The sequence below is a fragment of the Micromonospora sp. DH13 genome (assembly GCF_020873825.1).
Taxonomy (GTDB): Bacteria; Actinomycetota; Actinomycetes; order Mycobacteriales; family Micromonosporaceae; genus Micromonospora; species Micromonospora haikouensis.
Genome location: NZ_JAHWGR010000045.1, coordinates 37,569 through 57,228, shown reverse-complemented (window position 1 = coordinate 57,228; position 19,660 = coordinate 37,569). Strand labels below are relative to the sequence as shown.

Below are 19,660 nucleotides of genomic sequence, written 5' to 3'. Positions count from 1 at the left end.
CACCGAGGCTGGGTGGGTGGGTGGGTGGGTTTGTGCCTTAGGCGCGCTTGCCGAGGGCGGCGTCGACCGCCTGGCCCAGGGCGGTGACGACCAGGGCCACCGAGGGGCGCACCACCGAGTCGTCCAGGCTGACGGTGCCGGAGAAGCCGGCCCCGCCCGCGATCTCCTCCAGCCGCCGCCGGGCATCGACGGCGGCGTCGCCGGTCAGGCCGAGCGCCGGCTCCATCCGCAGCACGGCGACCAGGGTGGCCAGCGCCGCCGTCGCCTCGTCGGGGAGCTGGCCGCCGGCCAGCGCCTCGGCGAGCCGCCGCCGGGTGTCCTCCTCCACCGTGGCGTCCGCCGTCGGGTAACGGTGCACGTGGATGAAGCCCAGCTCCGTCTCCTCGACGTCGCGCACCACGCCCTGGGCGACCAGGGTCGCCAGGATCCGGTCGCGCAGGCCGTGCCGCAGCCGCTGCACCCAAGACGACGGCGTGTGCGGGGTGTCGGCGGCCATCCGGCCCAGGACCTCGTCCAGGATCGGCTCGCCGGTGGGCGCGGGGTCCGTGACCACCAGGTTCCCGTCGGCGTACGCGACCCGGCCGGCGAGGGCCAGCTCGATCAGTACGGCGGCGGCCATCCCGAGGTCGAGGCTGATCCGCGGCATGGTCGCCTTGCCGGATTCATCGTCGTACGCGAGGAGCAGCAACTCCTCGGCCAGCGCAACACCAGTCATCGTGTTCCTTCCGTGGATGTTCCTGCCGTTATGGCAGGGAGGAATCGGAACCCCTGCGGCGCAGGGCGGGAAAGCCGGTCCGCCGCCAAGGGCGGTAGGCGTCGTCCCGCGCGCCACCGTGAGGCCCACTCATGGAACGACTACTCTGCAAGTCGTGACCAGGGCGGTGAAGCGGGCGTTCACCTACCGCTTCTACCCGACAGAGGGGCAGGCGGCGGAGCTTACCCGGACGTTCGGGTGCGTCAGGTTGGTCTACAACATGGCGTTGCGGGTCCGCAGCGAGGCGTGGGCCCTGCGCCGGGAACGGGTCGGATATCAGGCCACGTCGGCGTTGCTGACCGGGTGGAAGAAGACCGAGGAGTTGGTATTCCTCAACGAGGTGTCGTCGGTGCCGTTGCAGCAGGCGTTGCGGCATCTGCAAGTCGCTTTCACGAACTTTTTCGCCCGGCGCGCTGGATACCCGCGCTTCAAGAGCCGGAAGAAGTCCCGCCGGTCGGCGGAGTACACCCGCAGCGCATTCCGCTATCGGCACGGCCGGCTGACGCTGGCCAAGATGTCCGAGCCGTTGAACGTGGTGTGGTCGCGCCCGCTGCCTGAGGGTGCCTGCCCGTCGACCGTGACGGTGTCGCAGGATGCGGCGGGACGGTGGTTCGTATCCCTGCTCTGCGAAGACCTGATCGCACCCCGGACGGCGCCTGGCGAGGCGGTGGGGGTGGACGCCGGCCTGGACAGCCTGCTCACCCTCTCCACCGGGGAGAAGATCACCAACCCGCGACACGAACGCACCGACCGGACCCGCCTGACGCGCGCCCATCGCAACCTTGCCCGGAAAGAGAAGGGCTCCGCGAACCGGGCCAAGGCTCGCCTCCATCTTGCCAAGGTGCACGCGCGCATCGCGGACCGCCGCCGCGATCACCTGCACAAGCTGACCACTCGACTCGTTCGTGAAACCCAAACGATCGTGATCGAGGACTTGACCGTAAGAAACCTGACCAGGAACCACCGGCTGGCCCGGGCAATCAGCGACGCGGCTTGGCGGCAGTTCCGCACCCTGCTGGAGTACAAAGCCGACTGGTACGGCCGCAAGTTGATCGTAGTTGACCGCTGGTTCCCGTCGTCCAAGCTCTGCTGCGCCTGCGGTGCCCTCGCCGAGAAGATGCCGCTGAACATCCGCGAGTGGACCTGCCGGTGTGGGGTGCTCCACGACCGCGACGTGAACGCCGCACGCAACATCCTGGCCGCCGGGCTGGCGGTGACAGCCTGTGGAGCTGACGTAAGACCTCAACGGGAGGCCCCCTCTCGAACGAGGCAGTCGGCAGCGAAGCAGGAAACCCAGCGGGCGACCGCTGGAATCCTCTGCCTATAGGCAGAGGAGGATGTCAAGGCCCGAGACGGTAGCGCCTCAGCGCACCCCTGCGCGCCCCATGAGCACACTCCTCCGGTGAGCGCACCCGCCCGACGGGCCCACTCGCGCCGGCGAGAAGGGGACCCTTCTATACCGCAGGCGTTAATAGGGGGCCCTTCCTTGCACGTCAGAAGCGGGGCATGCCGCCGAACTGGCGGTCGCCGGCGTCGCCGAGGCCCGGGACGATGAACATCTTGTCGTTGAGCCCCTCGTCGATCGAGGCGGTGACCAGGCGCAGCGGCAGGCCGGACTCCTCCAGCCGCCGGATGCCGACCGGTGCGGCGAGCACGCAGAGGACGGTGATGTCGGTGCAGCCCCGGTCGGCGAGCAGCCGGCAGCAGTGCTCCAGGGAGCCGCCGGTGGCGAGCATCGGGTCGAGGACGAGCACGGGCAGGCCGGCGAGGTCGCGGGGCAGCGACTCCATGTAGGCGCGCGGCTCGTACGTCTCCTCGTCGCGCGCGAGGCCGACGAAGCCCATGGACGACTCGGGGAGCAGCCCGAGCGCGGCGTCGGCCATGCCGAGGCCGGCCCGCAGCACGGGCACGAGCAGCGGCGGGTTGGCGAGCCGGGTGCCCTCGGCGCCGGTGACGGGGGTCTGCACCGGGTACTTCTCGACGGGGAAGGAGCGGGCGGCCTCGTACACGAGCATGGTGGTGAGCTCGTGCAGCGCGGCCCGGAAGGAGGAGGAGTCGGTGCGCGCGTCCCGCATGGCGGTCAGCCGCGACTGGGCGAGCGGGTGATCGATGACGTGTACGTCCACGATCGGTCAACCTACCGAACGGTCGGGTCCCGGGACATGGGGAGCGACGCCGCTCACCTCCACGGCCGACAGGGCGATCACGTGACCAAGATCACGGGGCGCGCGGGTGCGTAGACTTCCGGGCATGACGGCGACAGCGACGTCGGCCCGGTCGGACCTCTCCGAGCTGGGACGATCCGAGACCGCTCTGCGGACCTTCCTGCACGGCCTGCCGGGCGTGGACCAGGTCGGCGCGGAGCAGCGGGCGGCCCAGCTCGGCACCCGCTCCATCAAGACCACGGCCAAGGCCCAGGCGATCGACCTGGCCATCCGGATGGTCGACCTGACCACCCTCGAAGGGGCCGACACCCCCGGCAAGGTGCGGGCGCTCGCGGCCAAGGCGCTGCGCCCCGACCCGGCCGACCCGTCCTGCCCGCACGTCGGCGCGGTCTGCGTCTACCCGGCGATGGTCCCGCACGTGGCCGAGGTGCTGCGCGGAAGCGGCGTGCACCTGGCCAGCGTGGCGACGGCGTTCCCGTCCGGGCAGGCGCCGCTGGAGGTCAAGCTCGCCGACACCCGGGCGGCCGTGGCGGCCGGCGCGGACGAGATCGACATGGTGATCAACCGGGGCGCGTTCCTGGCCGGGCGTTACCAGGAGGTCTACGACGAGATCGTGGCCACCAAGCAGGCGTGCGGGGACGCCCACCTGAAGGTGATCCTGGAGACCGGCGAGCTGGCCACCTACGACAACGTGCGCCGGGCGTCCTGGCTGGCGATGCTGGCCGGCGGCGACTTCATCAAGACCTCCACGGGCAAGGTGCCGATCGCGGCCACCCTGCCGGTGACCCTGGTGATGCTGGAGGCGGTCCGCGACTTCCGCGCCGCCACGGGGCGGCAGGTCGGCGTGAAGCCGGCCGGCGGGATCAAGACCACCAAGGACGCGATCAAGTACCTGGTCATGGTCAACGAAACCGTCGGCGGCGACTGGCTGGACCCGGACTGGTTCCGGTTCGGCGCGTCCAGCCTGCTCAACGACCTGCTCATGCAGCGCACCAAGCTGACGACCGGCGTCTACTCCGGTCCCGACTACTTCACCCTGGACTGAGCGTGATCTTCGAATACGCCCCTGCGCCCGAGTCGCGCGCGATCGTCGACCTCAGGCCGTCCTACGGCCTGTTCATCGACGGCGAGTTCGTCGCCGGCGAGGATCTCCACAAGACGGTCAACCCGGCCACCGAGGAGGTGCTCGCCGAGGTCGTCTGGGCCGGCGGGGCCGAGGTGGACCGCGCGGTCCGCGCCGCCCGCACCGCGTACGAGAAGGTGTGGGGCCCGATGCCGGGCCGGGACCGGGCCAAGTACCTGTTCCGGATCGCCCGGCTCATCCAGGAGCGCTCCCGCGAGCTGGCCGTGCTGGAGTCCCTCGACAACGGCAAGCCGATCCGGGAGTCCCGGGACGTCGACCTGCCGCTGGTCGCCGCGCACTTCTTCTACTACGCGGGCTGGGCCGACAAGCTGTCCCACGCCGGGTTCGGCCCCGACCCGAAGCCGCTGGGCGTGGCCGCGCAGGTCATCCCGTGGAACTTCCCGCTGCTCATGCTGGCCTGGAAGATCGCCCCGGCGCTGGCCGCCGGCAACACGGTGGTGCTCAAGCCGGCGGAGACCACCCCGCTGACCGCGCTGCTGTTCGCCGAGATCTGCCAGCAGGCCGACCTGCCGGCCGGCGTGGTCAACATCGTCACCGGCGCGGGCGACACCGGCCGGGCGCTGGTGGAGCACCCGGGCGTGGACAAGGTCGCCTTCACCGGCTCGACCGAGGTCGGCAAGGCCATCGCCCGGTCGGTCGCGGGCACCCGCAAGAAGGTGACGCTGGAGCTGGGTGGCAAGGCCGCCAACATCGTCTTCGACGACGCGCCGGTCGACCAGGCGGTCGAGGGGATCGTCAACGGCATCTTCTTCAACCAGGGGCACGTGTGCTGCGCCGGGTCGCGGCTGCTGGTGCAGGAATCGGTCGCCGAGCAGGTGCTGGAGTCGCTGAAGCGCCGGATGGCACTGCTGCGGGTCGGCGACCCGCTGGACAAGAACACCGACATCGGCGCGATCAACTCGGCCGAGCAGCTCGCCCGCATCCGCGAGCTGTCCGACGCGGGCGCGGCCGAGGGGGCGCAGCGCTGGTCGCCGCCGTGTGAGCTGCCCGAGCGCGGGTTCTGGTTCGCGCCGACGATCTTCACGGGGGTCACCCAGGCGCACCGGGTCGCCCGGGAGGAGATCTTCGGGCCGGTGCTGTCCGTGCTGACGTTCCGCACCCCGGCCGAGGCCGTCGAGAAGGCCAACAACACGCCGTACGGGCTGTCGGCCGGGATCTGGACCGACAAGGGTTCGCGGATCCTGTGGATGGCCGACCGGCTGCGCGCCGGGGTGGTGTGGGCCAACACGTTCAACAAGTTCGACCCGACCTCGCCGTTCGGGGGCTACAAGGAGTCGGGCTACGGTCGCGAGGGCGGCCGGCACGGGCTGGAGGGGTACCTCGATGTCTGAGCGGGTCGCGGTGCGCAAGACGTACAAGCTCTTCATCGGCGGGAAGTTCCCGCGCAGCGAGTCGGGACGGTCGTATCTCGTGCAGGACTCCAACGTGTCGCTGGCCTCCCGCAAGGACGCACGGGACGCCGTCGTGGCGGCCCGCGCCGCCGTGAAGGGGTGGGCCGGGGCGACCGCGTACAACCGGGGTCAGATCCTCTACCGGGTCGCCGAGATGCTGGAGGGCCGCCGCGAGCAGTTCGTGGCCCTGGGCGTGCCGGCCGACGAGGTCGACGCGGCGATCGACCGCTGGGTCTGGTACGCGGGCTGGTCCGACAAGCTCCCCCAGGTGTACGGCGGCGCGAACCCCGTCGCCGGGCCGTACTTCAACCTGTCGGCGCCCGAGCCGACGGGCGTGGTGGCCGTGGTGGCCCCCGCGTCCCCGGCGCTGCTGGGCCTGGTCAGCGTGATCGCCCCGGCGATCGTCACCGGCAACACGGTGGTGGTGGCCGCGTCGCCGACGCAGCCGCTGGCGGCGGTGACCCTGGCCGAGGTGCTGGCCACCTCCGACCTGCCGGGCGGGGTGGTGAACATCCTCACCGGCGCGCTCACCGAGACCGTGCCGACGCTGGCCGCGCACATGGACGTCAACGCGATCGACCTGACCGGGGTGGGCGACGCCGCGCTCGCCGCCGACCTGGAGGTCAAGGCGGCGGAGAACCTGAAGCGGGTGCTCCGGCCGGCCCCGGCCGACCACGACTGGCACGCCGACCCGGGCGTCACGCGGATGACGACGCTGCTGGAGACGAAGACGGTCTGGCATCCCAAGGGGGTCTAGCGTTCCGGCCTTGGGGTTTTCGGGGGGAGCCCGCCCGCTCCGGGCGGTCAGGGCTTGATCCCTCCGCGGGCGGGCTCCCCCCGAAAACCTGACCCCGGCCGAGCCGCGGGTGAGTTCCGGCTCAGGTGTGCTGCCGTGGGAGGGGTCTACTACGGGGGGTAGGATTCATGTCGTGACGCGGTTGGGTGATCTTGAGCGAGCGGTGATGGACGTGCTGTGGGACACCGTCCCGGGCACGTCGGACGGGGTGACCGTGCGCGAGGTCGCCGAGGCCCTCGACGGCCGCGAGCTGGCGTACACGACGGTGATGACCGTGCTGGACCGGCTCGCCGGCAAGGGCATGGTGCGCCGCCAGCGGGAGGGGCGGGCCTGGCGCTACCAGGCCGCGGCCAGCCGCGAGGCGCACATCGCCCAGCTCATGCTCGACGCGTTGGACCTCGGCGGCAGCCGGGACGCCGCGCTGGTGCGCTTCGCCCGGTCGGTGACCGGCACCGAGGCCGAGGTGCTGCGCGCCGCCCTCGGCGCGGAGGCGGGCGCCCCGTCGACCGAGCGCACCGGCGCGGAGCCGCTGACCGGCCGGGTCGACGGGCCGCGTGCCGACCGGGCCGGGCAGCCGGCCCTCGCCGACGAGGCGACGGACCGGTAGGGCCGGCGTCATGGCGTACGCCGTGCACTTCGCCGCGACGGTCCTGGCCTGCTACCTGACCGCGCAGGTCCTGGCGGCGTCGACCTGGACGTGGCGGGCCCCCCGCGTGGCGATCGTCTGCTGGCAGGCGGTCGGGCTGGCGCTGGGGCTCTCCGCGATGGGCCTGCCGATGGCACTCGGCGTGGCCCCGTACGACCGGCCGACCGGGAGCGCGCTGCTCGCCCTCGCCGACGACCTGGCCCACGGCACCCTGCCGGCCGGCGTGGGGGCGGTGCACCTCGGCCTCGTCGGGGTCGGGTTCGGCATCGGGGCGGTGCTGCTCGGCACGACCGTACGCAGCGTGCACGCCACCGTCCGGGCGCAGCGGCGGCACCGGGACCTGCTCGCCCTGGTGGCCCGGCGGGACCCGGAGGTGCCGGGGGCGCTGGTGCTGGACCACCCGAGCGCGGCGGCGTACTGCCTGCCGGGGGTGAAGCCCCGCGTGGTGGTGAGCGCCGGGGCGCTCAGCATGCTCGACCGGGCCGAGTTGGCGGCGGTGCTGACCCACGAGCGGGCGCACGCCCAGGAGCGCCACGACCTGGTGCTGCTGCCGTTCACCGCGCTGTGCCGGGCGCTGCCCTGGTTCGGGTGGGTACGCGACGCGCACGAGCGGGTCGCCCTGCTGGTCGAGATGCGCGCCGACGACAAGGCCCGCGAGCTGCACGCCGAGGCTCCCCTGGCGGGGGCGCTGCGCCGGTTCGCGGCGGCCGGCCACCGCATCGCCCCGGCCGGCACGCTCGGCCTCGGCGACCGGGACCTGGACGTGCGGGTCCAGCGGCTGCTGGTCGCCGACCGGCCACCCCGGCTGCTCGGGGCCGCCGCGCTGACGGTGGCGGCCACCCTGGTCTCGCTGCCGGTCTCCCTCTTCCTGAGCTGACTCCTCGCCTCCCGACGGACTGACGCCCGCCGCGGCCTCGCCCGCCTCCCCGGCCTCGCCCGCCTCCCCGGCCTCGCCCGACCGGACTCGCCCAACCGGACTCGCCCGGCCCGCGACCCGGCCCTGATCGACTCCACGTCGGCGACATGGGGGCATCTGGCTCTCGGGATACCCCCATGTCGCCGACATCGCCGGCGCGCCAAGCGCGGCGGCGCGGGTCGGCCCGCGTCCCCCGTTGCCGGACGCCTCCCCTGGTGCCGGATCGCCGACATGCGGGCCTATACGTAGCGATCCTATATGTAGGCTTGCTACGACAAGACAGCCTACTCTCGGAGGGCGGTCATGGATCCCCTGCTCCTCGCCCGACTCCAGTTCGCCACCACCACCTCGCTGCACTTCCTCTTCGTCGTCGTCACGCTCGGGCTGGTCACCCTGCTCGTCGGGCTCCAGACGACCTGGGCGGTCACCGGCAACCCCGCCTACGAGCGGCTGACCCGGTTCTGGGGCCAGCTCTACGTGATCAACTACGTGCTGGGCATCGGCACCGGCCTGCTGATGGAGTTCCAGTTCGGGCTGAACTGGAGCGGCCTGTCGCGCTACGTCGGCAACGTCTTCGGCGCCCCGCTGGCGATCGAGACCCTGGTCGCGTTCTTCCTGGAGTCCACGTTCCTCGGGATGTGGATCTTCGGCTGGCACCGGCTGCGCCGGGGCGTACACCTGGCACTGCTGTGGGGCGTGGCTCTGACCGCGTACGCCTCCGCGTTCTGGATCATGGTGGCGAACGCCTGGCTCCAGCACCCGGTCGGCTACGAGGTGCGCGACGGGGTGGCCCACCTGACCGACTTCGGCGCGCTGCTGACCAACCCCACCCTCGGCCTGGCCTTCGGGCACGTGGTCGCCGCCGCCCTGCTCACCGGCGGGATGCTGATGGCGGCCGTGAGCGCCTGGCACCTCATCCGGCGCACCCCGGACCACGCGCTGTTCCGCGCCTCGCTGCGAATCGGCCTGGTCACCGCGGCCGTCTCGATCAGCCTCGTGCAGGGGTTCGGCTTCGCCCAGTTCGGGCCCGTCAGGCAGGCCCAGCCCACCAAGTTCGGCGGCGGCGCGCAGCGCGACGTCCTGGTCGCCGAGTGGACGGCCCGGTTCGGGCCCGGCGACTACGCCCCGCCCGTGCTGGCCGACGTCGGGCTCGGCTTCATGATCCTCATCGGGTTCCTGCTCGGCGGCCTGTGGCTGCTGCTCCCCCTGCTCTGGCGGGACTGGGCCATCCGGCTGCGGTTCCCCCTCTGGCTGGTGCTGCTGGCGCTGCCACTGCCCTTCGTCGCGGTGATCCTCGGCTGGATCGCCCGCGAGGTGGGCCGCCAGCCCTGGGTCGCGTACGGGCTGCTCCCCACCGAGCGGGCCGTCTCCCCGGTCGCGCCCGGGGTGATGCTCGCCTCGCTGATCGGCTTCACCCTGCTGCTCGGCGGGCTCGCCGTCGCCAACTGGGTGCTGTTCGCCCGGCAGGCCGCCCGGGGCGCCGCCGACCCCGCCCTCGGCCGCCAGCCCGGCCCGGCCACCGACGACCCCCGTCCCGTCCCCGTCCTCGGCTGAGGAGGCCACCCGTGGAAATCGCCTGGTACGCCCTGCTCGGGCTCTTCCTCGCCGGCTACCTGGTCCTCGCCGGCTACGACTACGGCATCGGCCTGCTGCTGGCCCGGAGCGCGCCGCCGGCCCACCGCCGGGCGGCCCTCACCGCCGTCGGCCCGTTCTTCCTCGGCAACGAGGTCTGGCTGGTGGCGACCGCCGGCATCCTGTTCGGCGCGTTCCCCGCCCTGGAGGGGGAACTGCTGTCCGGCTTCTACCCCGTCGTGGCCACCGCGCTGGGCGGGACGATCACGGTGACCGTCGGCGTGCAACTGCGCAGCCGCCCGACCGGCGAGCCGTCCCGCGCCGCCTGGGACCGGCTGGTGGCCGCCGGGAGCCTGGCCGCCGCGTTCGGCTGGGGCGCGCTGCTCGCCGGGCTGCTGCAGGGCGTGCCGCTGGCCGCCGACGGGCACGTCACGGGCGTCGGGCACGCGGTCACCCCGTTCACGGCCCTCGCCGGGCTGGCGATGGCGGCCCTGATGGCGGCGCACGGTGCGACGTTCCTCACGCTCCGGCTGCCGGCCGAGGCCGCCGGGCCGCTGACCCGTACCGCCCGCCGGCTGGTCGCGGCGGCGCTCGCCGCGGTCGCCCTGGCCGCCGTCGCGGGCCTGCTCTCCGATCGGGTACGCGCCGCGACACAGCGCCCGCTGCCGGCCGTACTGCTGCCGTTGGTGCTGGTGGCGGCGCTGCTGGCGGCCCGGGCGGCGCTCGGGCGACGGCGGCCCGGGGTGGCCTTCGCCGCCACCTCGGCGGCGCTGGCCCTGCCGGTGGCCGGGGTCGGCGCGGCACTCTGGCCCTACGCGCTGGTCTCCACCGTCGCACCGGCGGCGTCACTGAGCGTGGCGGACGCGGCGGCCAGCGGGCCGACGCTGACGCTGCTGGGTTGGCTGGTGCTGCCGCTCCTGCCGGCCCTACTAGGCTTCCAGGCGATGTGCTGGTGGGTGTTCCGGGGACGGACCGACGGCAGGACACCGGTGTACTGGTGAACCGCCGTCCCTTCGACCCGCGTCTGCTGCGTCGGGTCCCCGCGGCCCGGCGCGACCTCGCCGTGCTCGCGGTCCTCGGCGGGCTCACGGCGCTGCTGGTCGTGGGGCAGGCCACCGCCCTGGCCACGGTGCTGGCCACCGCGCTCGACGGGCGGCTGGCCCGGCCGGCGCTCGCCGGGTTCCTGGTCGCCGTGGCGGGGCGGGCGCTGGTCGCCTGGGCGCAGGGCACGGTGGCGGCGCGGGCCGCCGCGACGGTCAAGGCCGCGCTGCGGGCCGACCTGCTCGCCGCCGTCGGCCGGCACGGGCCCGGCTGGGTCGCCGGGCAGCGGGCCGGGCAGCTCGCCACGCTGGCGGGGCGCGGGCTGGACGCCCTGGACGCGTACTTCACCGGCTACCTGCCGCAGCTCGTGCTGAGTGTCACCGTGCCGGTGGCCGTGCTGGCCCGGATCACCTTCGCCGACTGGGGCTCGGCCGTCATCATCGCGCTGACCCTGCCGCTGATCCCGGTCTTCGGGGCGCTGCTCGGCTGGCAGGCGCAGGCCGCCACCGAGCGGCAGTGGCGGCGGCTGTCCACGCTGGGCGGGCACTTCCTCGACATGGTCGCCGGGCTGCCCACGCTGCGCGCGTTCGGCCGGGCCCGCAGCCAGGTCGAGGTGGTCCGCCGGATGGCCGACGGGCACCGGGCCGCGACGATGCGGACGCTGCGGATCGCGTTCCTGTCCGCGCTGGTGCTGGAGCTGGTCGCCACGCTGTCGGTGGCGCTGGTCGCGGTGCCGGTCGGCATCCGGCTGCTCGGCGGCGGGATCACGCTCTCCACCGCGCTGCTGGTGCTGCTGCTCACCCCGGAGGCCTACCTGCCCTTGCGGGCCGCCGGCAGTCGTTTCCACGCCAGCATGGAGGGGCTCACCGCGCTGGACGAGGCGCTGACCCTCTCCGCCACCGACCCGAGCGCCCCCGCCGGGCCCACGGACGCCGCGACGCCCGCCGGGGCGCGGCCCGCCCCCGACGGGCGCGGCGAGATCCGGTTCGAGGGCGTGACCGTCGCGTACGAGCGGACCGTGGCGCTGCGGGACGTCACGCTGACGATCCGGCCCGGCGAGCGGATCGCCATCGTCGGGCCGAGCGGGGCGGGCAAGAGCACCCTGCTCAACCTGCTGCTCGGCTTCGTCGCCCCGACGTCCGGCCGGGTCACCGTCGGCGGCGTCGACCTGGCCGGCGCGGACCCCGACGGGTGGCGGCGCCAGGTCGCCTGGGTGCCGCAGCGGGCCCACCTCTTCGCCGCCCCGCTCGCCGACAACATCCGGCTCGGCGCACCCGGCACACCCGACGCCGCGCTCGCCGCCGCGGTCACCGCCGCCGCGCTGGACGAGGTCGTCGCCGCCCTGCCCGACGGGCTCGACACCGTCCTCGGCGAGCGCGGGCACGGCCTGTCCAGCGGCCAGCGGCAGCGGGTCGCGCTGGCGCGGGCGTTCCTGCGGGACGCGCCGGTGGTGCTGCTGGACGAGCCGACCGCGCGCCTGGACACCGCCAGCGAGGCCGGGGTGCTGGCCGCCACCCGCCGGCTCGTCGCCGGGCGGACCGCCCTGCTGGTGGCCCACCGTCCGGCGCTGCTCGCCGACGCCGACCGGATCCTGCGGATCGACGACGGCCGGGTCACCGAGCTGACCCCCGCCCCGGCGGCTCCCGCAGCGGGGGTGGCTGCCGCGTCGGCCGCTCCCGGCTCCGGTGCGGGAGTGGCCACCGCGCCGGCCGGAGAGGAGGGGGCCCGGTGAGCAGCGGGAGCAGCCGGGCTGGCGACCACAGCGGCCGGCCTGGCGACGGGAGCAGCCGGGCTGGCGGCGGGAGCGCCCGGGCCGCCGAGCGGGCCGTGCTGCGGCTGGCCCGGCCGTACCTGGGCCGGCTGGTCGGCGCGGGGCTGCTCGCCGCCGCCACCGAGTTCGCCGGGCTGGCCCTGATGGCCACCGCCACCTGGCTGCTGATGAGCGCCGCCGGCCGGCCGCCGCTGGACCGGCTCACCGTGGCGATCGTCGCGGTGCGGGCGCTGGCGATCAGCCGGGGCGTGTTCCGCTACACCGAGCGCCTCGCCGGACACGACGCCGTGCTGCGGATGGTCACCGACGTGCGGGCCGGTGTCTTCGCCGCCCTGGCCGCCCGGCGCGACGCCGCCCGGCAGCGCACCGGGGACGCCCTGAGCCGGCTCGTGTCCGACGTGGAGGCCGTGCAGGACCTGCTGCTGCGGGTGCTCGTCCCGGGGGCCGCCGCCGCGACGGTCAGCGTGCTGGCCGTGGCCGGGGCCGCCGCCGTGTCGCTGCCCGCCGCCGGGGTGCTGGCGCTCGGCCTGCTCGTCGCCGGGGTCGCCCTGCCGCTCGCGGCCACCGCGCTGACCCGGCACGCCGCCGACCAGGTGGCCCCGCTGCGCGGCGCCCTCGCCACGGACGCCGTGGACCTGACCCACGGCGCGGCCGACCTGGCCGCGTTCGGGGCCACCGGGCACGCGCTGGACGCCGCCGCCGACCGGGCTCGCCGGCTGGCCCGGCTGGAGCGGCGGCTCGCCGCGACCGGCTTCGCCGTGGACGCCGCCGGGGTGCTGGTCGCCGGTGCTACCGCCGGCGCGGTGGTGGTCACCGCGCTGCGCGGCGGCGTCGGCGGGGTGCTGGTCGGCGTGCTGGCGGTGGGCTCCCTGGCCGCCGTCGAGGTGGCGCTCGCGCTGGTCGGGGCCGCCCGGCAGCGCACCCAACTGCGGGCGGGGCTGGTCCGGGTGGCCGCCCTGCTGACCGCTCCGGAGCCCGACGCGGCCGCTGCCGACGCCGGGGCCGGGGTCGGGGCCGAGGTGGGGGCTGCTCGGGCCGCCGGGGTCACCGCCGTCGTCCCGGGCTCGCACGACGTGCGCTTCGACGAGGTCACCGTGCGGTACCGGGCCGGCGCCGCCCCGGCCCTCGACCGGTTCACCCTGGATCTGCCGGCCGGTCGCCGGATCGCCGTGGTCGGGCCCAGCGGCGCCGGCAAGAGCACCCTCGCCGCCGTCCTCACCGGCTCGGTGGGCCCGGCGGAGGGCCGGGTCACCCTCGACGGGGTCGACCTGTCGGCGTACCCGGCCGAGGAGCTGCCCCGGGCGGTCGGTGGCCTGCTCGCCGAGGCGTACGTCTTCCACGCCACGGTCCGGGAGAACCTGCTGCTCGGCCGGCCCGCCGCCGACGAGGCCGAGCTGGCCGCCGCGGCCCGGGCGGCCGGGCTGCTGGACTGGGTGCACGCCCAGCCGGCCGGCTGGGACACGGTGGTCGGCGAGGAGGGCGGTCAGCTCTCCGGCGGCCAGCGGCAGCGCCTCGCGCTGGCCCGGGCGCTGCTCGCCGCGCCCGGGGTGCTGGTGCTCGACGAGCCGACCGAGGGGCTCGACCCGGCCACCGCCGACGCGGTGCTCGCCTCGGCGCTGGCGGCGACCCCCGCCGGGCACTCGGTGCTGCTGATCAGCCACCGGCTCAGCGGGCTCGCCGACCTCGACGAGATCGTGGTGCTCGACACCGGCCGGGTGGTCCAGCGCGGCCGGCACGACGAGCTGGTCGCCACGCCGGGCTGGTACCGGGACCAGTGGCTGCTCCAGGAGGCGGCCGAGCGCGGGTACCTGGCCCTGACGCCCCGCCCCTGAGCCGGCCTCCGGGATTCCCCCGGACGCGCCGCCCGCCGCCGCGTGGCAGGCTCGGTCGCATGGCGCGCGGCGACGACGTACTCGTGGAGGAGCGGCTGCGCGAGCTGGGCGACCGGCTGCACGGCCCGGCGCGGCTGAAGGCCGACCTGCTCACCGAGGCCCGCCACGCGTTGCAGGACGCCGTGGAGGCGTACCGGGACGGGGGTCTGCCGGCGGCGGAGGCCGCGCGGCGGGCGGTGGCCGAGTTCGGCGAGCCGGCCCGGCTCGCCCCGGCGTACCAGGCGGAGCTGGCCACCGGGTCGCTGCGCGGCCTGTCCCTGCGGGTGCTCGCGGTCGCCGGCGTGCTGGTCGTCGCGGGCGACCTGACCTGGCAGGGGTCGAGCTGGAGCGGCGGGCCCGGCCCACCGGTGGCCTACCGCCTGCTGTCGGGCGCGGTGAACGGCATCTGGCTGGGCGCGGCCGTGCTGGCGGTGGCGGGGCTGACGGTGGTCGCCGCGTCGGCCCGGTCGGCGCACCCGGCGCTGCCCCGCCTCGCCCGGCTGACCGGCTTCGCGCTCACCGCCGCGCTCGTCCTCGGCGCGGCCAGCGGCGCGGCCCTGTACGGCTGGTCCGTCGGGCTGTGGGAGGCGGCCCGCACCTGGCCACCGATGCTGGTCGGCGCGCTGGCCAGCGGCGCGGGGTTCCTGTGGATCGGCCGGGCGGCCCGGTCCTGGCTGCTCGCGACCCGCCGCCGGCCGGCCGAACCGGCATAGGGTGCGCCCGAGCCGGCTCGCCGGCCCGGCGTGGGTCCGACGCTCCGCCGGAGCCGGCCGCGCCCGGACGCACCACGTCCCACGCACCCACGCCCCCGTTCGTCACTCCCCGCAACGGAGACGCCCAGCACCACCACGCCCACTTCACCCCTTTGCTCTGCACCCACATACGCAACACCTGACGTAGGGTGACCACACGTCGACCCGCCCGGCACCGCCGACTCCACATCTGAGCAGCCCAGCCAGGTGTTGCGCGGATGGGTGCAGAGCAAAGGGAAGACGAGTCGTCATGCCGGGCAGGCCGACCGCCACGCGGAGTGACGCACGCTCTACCGCACCGACGATGGCCGCCGCCATGACAGAAAGTGACATGAGTGCAGCCAAGCCGAGGGCGGGCCGCAAGCCCGGGGCGCAGGCCCGGGACGCGGGCGTAGGGGCCGCCGGCGGGCGCGGGCAGCCGGGCGGGCGGGGGCAGCCGGGCGGGGTCAGGCCGGCGCGGGCGGGGTGTCGCCGAGGAACTGGCCGACGGTCGCGCTGAACTCCCGCCAGCCGGCCCGCTCACCGGCGAGGGCCCGACGGCCCGAGTCGGTCAGCTCGTAGGTGCGGCGCTCCCGGCCGTTGACGGTGCTCCAACTGCTGGCCACGTGCCCCGCCCGCTCCAGTCGGCGCAGCGCCGGGTAGATCGTCCCGGTGGGCAGGTCGAGGGCGCCCTCGCTGCGGGCGCGCAGCGCCTCGATGATGGCGTAGCCGTGCAGGGCCCCCCGCTCCAGCACCGCGAGCAGCAGCGCGTCGAGGTGTCCGTGCAGCGCCTGGGCCTTCATAGGTAGCAAGACTACGTGTGGGCCACGCGGGCCGCCACCGGGGTGCGGGCATCGGCCTCCCGGAGTCGCCCACTAGGGTATGTGCCCAGAGTCACTCGACGGCCGGAGACGCCGCCGGGTGGGCAGCCCGAAGCACACGGAGGTCAGCGTGGCCCGCCAGTCGCCCCAACGGCCCGACGCCGACGAGCCCGAGCTCGACGAGACCGACGGCACCCTCGAAGAGATCGACGAGGACGCCGAGCGCCCGTCGGCGCGCGAAGCCGACCGTGCGCTCTGGGACGAGCTGCGGATCGACCCGGTCGAGATCGCCCTGCCCGCCGGCACCGGCTTCACGCTGCGGGCGTACCGGCCGGCGCGGGAGCTGACCCCGACCGACGTCGCCGAGCGCGACCAGGACGACCCGTTCCTGGCCCGCAGGCAGGCGGTCGAGACCGACGACGAGGACGACGACGAGGTCGTCATCCTCGACGAGGAACTGGCCGCCGAGTTCGCCGAGGCAGAGGCCGAGGAGGCCGAGGAGGCGGACGGGAAGTCCCGCCGCCGCAAGCCGACCGCCGACGCCGACGCGGCCGACACCGCTGACGCGGACGCGGACGCGACGGAGGAGTCGGACGCCGACGACGCCGAAGACGAGGCGGGCGACGAGGAGGTGCCGGTCTTCCTCAGCCACCGCGGCAAGTTGCTGCTGTTCAAGACGCCGGAGTCCCTCGTCAGCTTCGTCAGGTCCGGCGCGCCCAACGACATGTCTCAACTGGACAGCTGGAATGAACTGTCCGAACGGGTGGAACCGGCCGACATCGTCCCGCTCGACGAGGACACCTACGAGCTCGACCTGGTCGTGGAGAACCTGCGGGGCGGGCACGACACCTGGGACTCGACCCTCCTGATCGAGGCCGGCGAGGTGGCCCGGGACATCGCGTACGCGCTGCGGCTGCCTGCGGTGCTGGACATGCTCTCCGCCGGCTCCAGCCTCGACGACCTGGACGAGGCGCTGCGCGCCACCGCCAACGGCGGGATCGGGGGCTTCCTCGGCCGGCGTCGGCTGAAGAAGATCGGCGCGCAGACGGCGAGTCTCGGGTGGCGCACCATTGTCGGCAAGATCTCTGCAGTCGTGGACTGGCGCGACTGACGCGTTCCAGGGAGCATCAGTCTCTGGCAGAGAAAGACCTCAGTCCCGGGAGGAGGACGACGCCGTGGCGCTCGTGCGCGTGTACTGCGGTCTGGCCTCGGCGGATCCGGCCGACCGACCGGCCTCGGCCGGTTCGACGCTGACGTCCGCTGTGGTCGACGACGCAGGTCGGCTGCTCCATGTCTGCGAGATCGGCGACGACCCGGCCGGCTATGCCCAGCTGGTCGCGCTGCTCGTGGAGCGGTCGGGCGGGCCGAGCGGGGCCGCGATCGCCGCCGACAGCGACGACCACACGGTCACCTCGCTGCTGAGCGCCGCCGGGCGTCCCCTGGCCATCGCGGACGACGACTCCGTCGACGACTTCGCCGAGCGGTTCGCCGACGACGACTCGCTGGAGGAGATGCAGTCCCCGCCGGCCGAGCGGCGGGCGGTCGGGCTGGCCCGGGCTCTCCAGGCCGGCGCGCTGTCGGCGGTCACCCTGCCGGCGCCCCGGGACCTCGCCGGCTACAAGCAGGTCCTCTCGGCGCACGCCGCGCTCGCCAGCGGCCGGCACTCCGCCGCCGTGGCGCTGCGCGAGGTGCTGCGGGAGCTCTACCCCGCCGCCCTGCGCGCATACCCGGACCCGGCCGAGCCGGTCGCCCTGGCCGTGCTCGACGCCCTGCCGGAACCCGGCATGCTGGGCGGGACGATCGCCCGGGGCCGGGAGGTGTCGGTGGCGGCGGACGCCATCGCCGCCCACCTCGCGGCCGACGGGGTGGCCGATAAAGGCAAGATCAACGATGCGGTGACCGCGCTGCGGGTCGCCATCGCCGAGACCCCACGCCGCGCGGCGGTGAGCCGGGCGCTCACCTCCGCCGTGGCCGAGACCGTCCGCCAGGCGGTGGCCTCGGTGCGGGCGTGCGACGCGGGCTGCGAGGCCCTGGTCGGCGCGCTCGACGCCCGGGTCACCACCCCCGTGCCGGCGTCTGGCCGCCGGGCCGCCGCCCGCCGGGGGGAGCCGATCGCCGAGCTTCCCGGCTCGGGCCTGCGCGCGCTGCGACCCACCGAGCCCGAACCGGTCGCCGGGCGGCGCAGCCGTCCCGAGCCGGTCGCCGGCGGCGGCCTGCCCGCCCAGCCCCGTCCGCTCGGCCCGCCACCGGTCGCGCCGGAGCCCGTCGCCCCGCCGCCGGTCGCCCCGCGCCCGGTCGTCCCGGCCGCCTCGGCCACCCCGCCCGTCTCCGGCCCGCCGTCGCCCGACCCGCGCCGCCTGATGGACGGTCCTCCGTCGCCCGACCCGCGCCGCCTGATGGACGGTCCTCCGTCGCCCGACCCGCGCCGCCTGATGGACGGTCCTCCGTCGCCGGAGCCGCGCCGCCTGATGGACGGCCCGCCCGCGTCCGCGCCGGAGCCGCGCCGCCTGATCGACGGCCCGACCAACCGGCCGGTCTCCGCGCCGCCGCCCCCGCCACCGGGCATCACGCCGATCGCGCCGAGCCAGCGCGAGCGCGGGTCCGTGCCGCCGGCCGAGGCCGGCGAGCCGTTCCGGCCCACGCTGACCACGGCCGCGATCCAGAACGCGCGGGCGGAGCGGCAGCGCACCATCATCCCGCCCCGGCCCAAGACGACGGGCGAGTCCGCGCCGCCGCCCACCGGCGGCTTCAGCGCCACCGACCTGAGCGTCCCGGTCCCGGCCCCGCGCCCCGGCCAGGAGGCTGCTCCCCCCGGCTCGCGGGCGAACTGGCCGCTGGTCAACAACCCCGAGGACCCGGCGGACAGCTCTCCGAACAACCCGGTCGTGCGCCCCTTCGAGGAGCGGGCGAAGCGGCAGATCGACGCCCCGACCGAGGTGGTCCCGGCGACCGAGGGCCGGGTCACCCCGCCGTGGCTCGCCGACGACCTGCCCCAGGAGCCGCCGATGCTGCGGCTGGTCGAGCCGCCGCCGCTGGCCGACCGGGCACTGCGGGAGGGGTCGGGCCCGACCGGGGACCCGCGTCTGGAGCCGCCGCCGCTGCGGCTGGTCGACCGGGGCGAGGCAGCCCGCGCCGAGCGTCCCGCCCCGGAGCCCCGGCCCGAACGGCCGGCGATGGAGCACCGCTCCCCGCTCGGGCAGCGGGTCCCTGCGGAGCAGCGGCCCACCATGGAGCAGCGGTCGGCCCCGCCCCAGCCGCCGCGTCCCGCCCCGATGGAGCGGCGTACCCCGCCGATCTCCGACGAGGGAGACGGTGACCTGCTGATCTTCGCCGCCGCCAAGTCGGCCTGGTTCGTCGGCCACGGCGACGAGGCCGAGCTGGACTGGTCGAGCACCGCCGACACCGGGTGGCAGGCCGCCGAGCAGGCCGCCCGTCCGGCGGTGGGTGCCGAGACCAAGGCCGGGCTGCCCAAGCGGGTGCCGCAGGCCAACCTGGTGCCGGGCTCGCCCCTGCGCGAGGAGCGTCCCCTGCGGATAGTCCGCGACGCGGCCAGCCTCGCCGAGAACACGACCGGCTACTTCCGGGGCTGGCGTCGCGGGCAGGAGATCGGCGGTTTCGCCGTCGGCGGCCGACCGGGTCGCGAGGCGGCGGGCGGCTGGGACTTCACCCGGGACACCGGCGACCGCGACGACGACCGGGAGTACGAGTACCGCTCCGCCGGCTACCGCTCCTGACCATCCGGCCGGGGCGGCCTCGCCGCCCCGGCTTCCCGTCCCGGCCACCGGAGCGTTGCGGCCACCGGAGCGTTGCGGCATACGGCCGCCACGACGACGGAGAGCTCCCTGGTGGACTCAGGGACCTCGGCCGACCAGACCCGGCCGCAGCCACCCCACGCCGACGGCTACACCTGCCCTGCGGCGGCCTGACGTCCCCTGGGGACGGTTGACGTCGAGGGACCCACACCCGGTTAGGGGTTAGGACGCAGAGCAGCGCGTCCCGGCGCAGGAGCAGGCGACCGCCAGCAACGACAACCGGTCGCCA

At 75.2% G+C, this 19,660-nt stretch carries 16 protein-coding genes; 13 read left to right on the top strand and 3 right to left on the bottom strand.

Annotated features, from left to right (window positions below; all coding sequences use genetic code 11):
• Positions 1 to 37: 37 nt before the first annotated feature.
• The gene (locus LPA42_RS29960) at positions 38 to 715 is read right to left on the bottom strand and encodes a GPP34 family phosphoprotein (protein WP_077936100.1); all 678 of its coding nucleotides are present in this window, start codon (positions 713 to 715) and stop codon (positions 38 to 40) included.
• Positions 716 to 869: 154 nt separating this feature from the next.
• On the opposite strand from LPA42_RS29960, the gene LPA42_RS29955 reads away from it, so the two are divergent.
• Positions 870 to 2,081 (top strand): RNA-guided endonuclease TnpB family protein, encoded by a 1,212-nt coding sequence (locus tag LPA42_RS29955; RefSeq protein WP_077936099.1) that lies wholly within the window; start codon positions 870 to 872, stop codon positions 2,079 to 2,081.
• 166 nt (positions 2,082 to 2,247) lie between these two features.
• Here the strand turns inward: LPA42_RS29955 and upp are convergent, their stop codons facing one another.
• Positions 2,248 to 2,880, bottom strand: a complete 633-nt coding sequence (gene upp, locus LPA42_RS29950; protein WP_043961846.1) for a uracil phosphoribosyltransferase — start codon at positions 2,878 to 2,880, stop codon at positions 2,248 to 2,250.
• Positions 2,881 to 3,004: 124 nt separating this feature from the next.
• Between upp and deoC the strand changes: the two genes are divergently transcribed.
• The 10 genes from deoC (at position 3,005) to LPA42_RS29900 (ending at position 14,780) form a co-directional block, all read left to right on the top strand.
• A complete protein-coding gene (deoC, locus tag LPA42_RS29945) occupies positions 3,005 to 3,964 on the top strand; it encodes a deoxyribose-phosphate aldolase (protein WP_077936098.1) in 960 nt (319 codons plus the stop codon).
• Positions 3,965 to 3,969: 5 nt separating this feature from the next.
• A complete protein-coding gene (locus LPA42_RS29940) occupies positions 3,970 to 5,394 on the top strand; it encodes an aldehyde dehydrogenase family protein (protein ID WP_077936102.1) in 1,425 nt (474 codons plus the stop codon).
• Positions 5,387 to 6,211, top strand: a complete 825-nt coding sequence (locus LPA42_RS29935) for an aldehyde dehydrogenase family protein (RefSeq protein ID WP_077936097.1) — start codon at positions 5,387 to 5,389, stop codon at positions 6,209 to 6,211. Before LPA42_RS29940 ends, LPA42_RS29935 begins: the two co-directional genes overlap by 8 nt.
• 172 nt (positions 6,212 to 6,383) lie before the next feature.
• Complete coding sequence (locus LPA42_RS29930) at positions 6,384 to 6,857, top strand: BlaI/MecI/CopY family transcriptional regulator (protein ID WP_077936096.1); 474 nt, start codon at positions 6,384 to 6,386, stop codon at positions 6,855 to 6,857.
• Positions 6,858 to 6,867: 10 nt separating this feature from the next.
• Positions 6,868 to 7,773, top strand: coding sequence for a M56 family metallopeptidase (locus LPA42_RS29925; protein ID WP_077936095.1), 906 nt, complete (start codon positions 6,868 to 6,870; stop codon positions 7,771 to 7,773).
• 342 nt (positions 7,774 to 8,115) lie between these two features.
• The gene (locus LPA42_RS29920) at positions 8,116 to 9,366 is read left to right on the top strand and encodes a cytochrome ubiquinol oxidase subunit I (RefSeq protein WP_077936094.1); all 1,251 of its coding nucleotides are present in this window, start codon (positions 8,116 to 8,118) and stop codon (positions 9,364 to 9,366) included.
• A gap of 11 nt (positions 9,367 to 9,377) precedes the next feature.
• Positions 9,378 to 10,385, top strand: coding sequence for a cytochrome d ubiquinol oxidase subunit II (locus tag LPA42_RS29915; RefSeq protein WP_077936093.1), 1,008 nt, complete (start codon positions 9,378 to 9,380; stop codon positions 10,383 to 10,385).
• The gene (cydD, locus tag LPA42_RS29910; RefSeq protein ID WP_228987029.1) at positions 10,382 to 12,157 is read left to right on the top strand and encodes a thiol reductant ABC exporter subunit CydD; all 1,776 of its coding nucleotides are present in this window, start codon (positions 10,382 to 10,384) and stop codon (positions 12,155 to 12,157) included. Before LPA42_RS29915 ends, cydD begins: the two co-directional genes overlap by 4 nt.
• The gene (gene cydC / locus LPA42_RS29905; RefSeq protein ID WP_077936092.1) at positions 12,154 to 14,028 is read left to right on the top strand and encodes a thiol reductant ABC exporter subunit CydC; all 1,875 of its coding nucleotides are present in this window, start codon (positions 12,154 to 12,156) and stop codon (positions 14,026 to 14,028) included. Before cydD ends, cydC begins: the two co-directional genes overlap by 4 nt.
• A 59-nt stretch (positions 14,029 to 14,087) precedes the next feature.
• Positions 14,088 to 14,780 carry a permease prefix domain 1-containing protein gene (locus LPA42_RS29900; RefSeq protein WP_077936091.1) on the top strand — a complete coding sequence of 231 codons (693 nt, stop codon included), beginning with the start codon at positions 14,088 to 14,090 and terminating at the stop codon, positions 14,778 to 14,780.
• Between the two features lie 485 nt (positions 14,781 to 15,265).
• On the opposite strand, the gene LPA42_RS29895 is transcribed toward LPA42_RS29900, so the two are convergent.
• Positions 15,266 to 15,601 carry a PadR family transcriptional regulator gene (locus LPA42_RS29895; RefSeq protein ID WP_077936089.1) on the bottom strand — a complete coding sequence of 112 codons (336 nt, stop codon included), beginning with the start codon at positions 15,599 to 15,601 and terminating at the stop codon, positions 15,266 to 15,268.
• A gap of 118 nt (positions 15,602 to 15,719) precedes the next feature.
• Between LPA42_RS29895 and LPA42_RS29890 the strand changes: the two genes are divergently transcribed.
• A complete protein-coding gene (locus LPA42_RS29890; protein WP_077936088.1) occupies positions 15,720 to 16,730 on the top strand; it encodes a DNA primase in 1,011 nt (336 codons plus the stop codon).
• Positions 16,731 to 16,794: 64 nt separating this feature from the next.
• Positions 16,795 to 19,353 (top strand): transposase, encoded by a 2,559-nt coding sequence (locus LPA42_RS29885; RefSeq protein WP_077936087.1) that lies wholly within the window; start codon positions 16,795 to 16,797, stop codon positions 19,351 to 19,353.
• Positions 19,354 to 19,660: the final 307 nt, after the last annotated feature.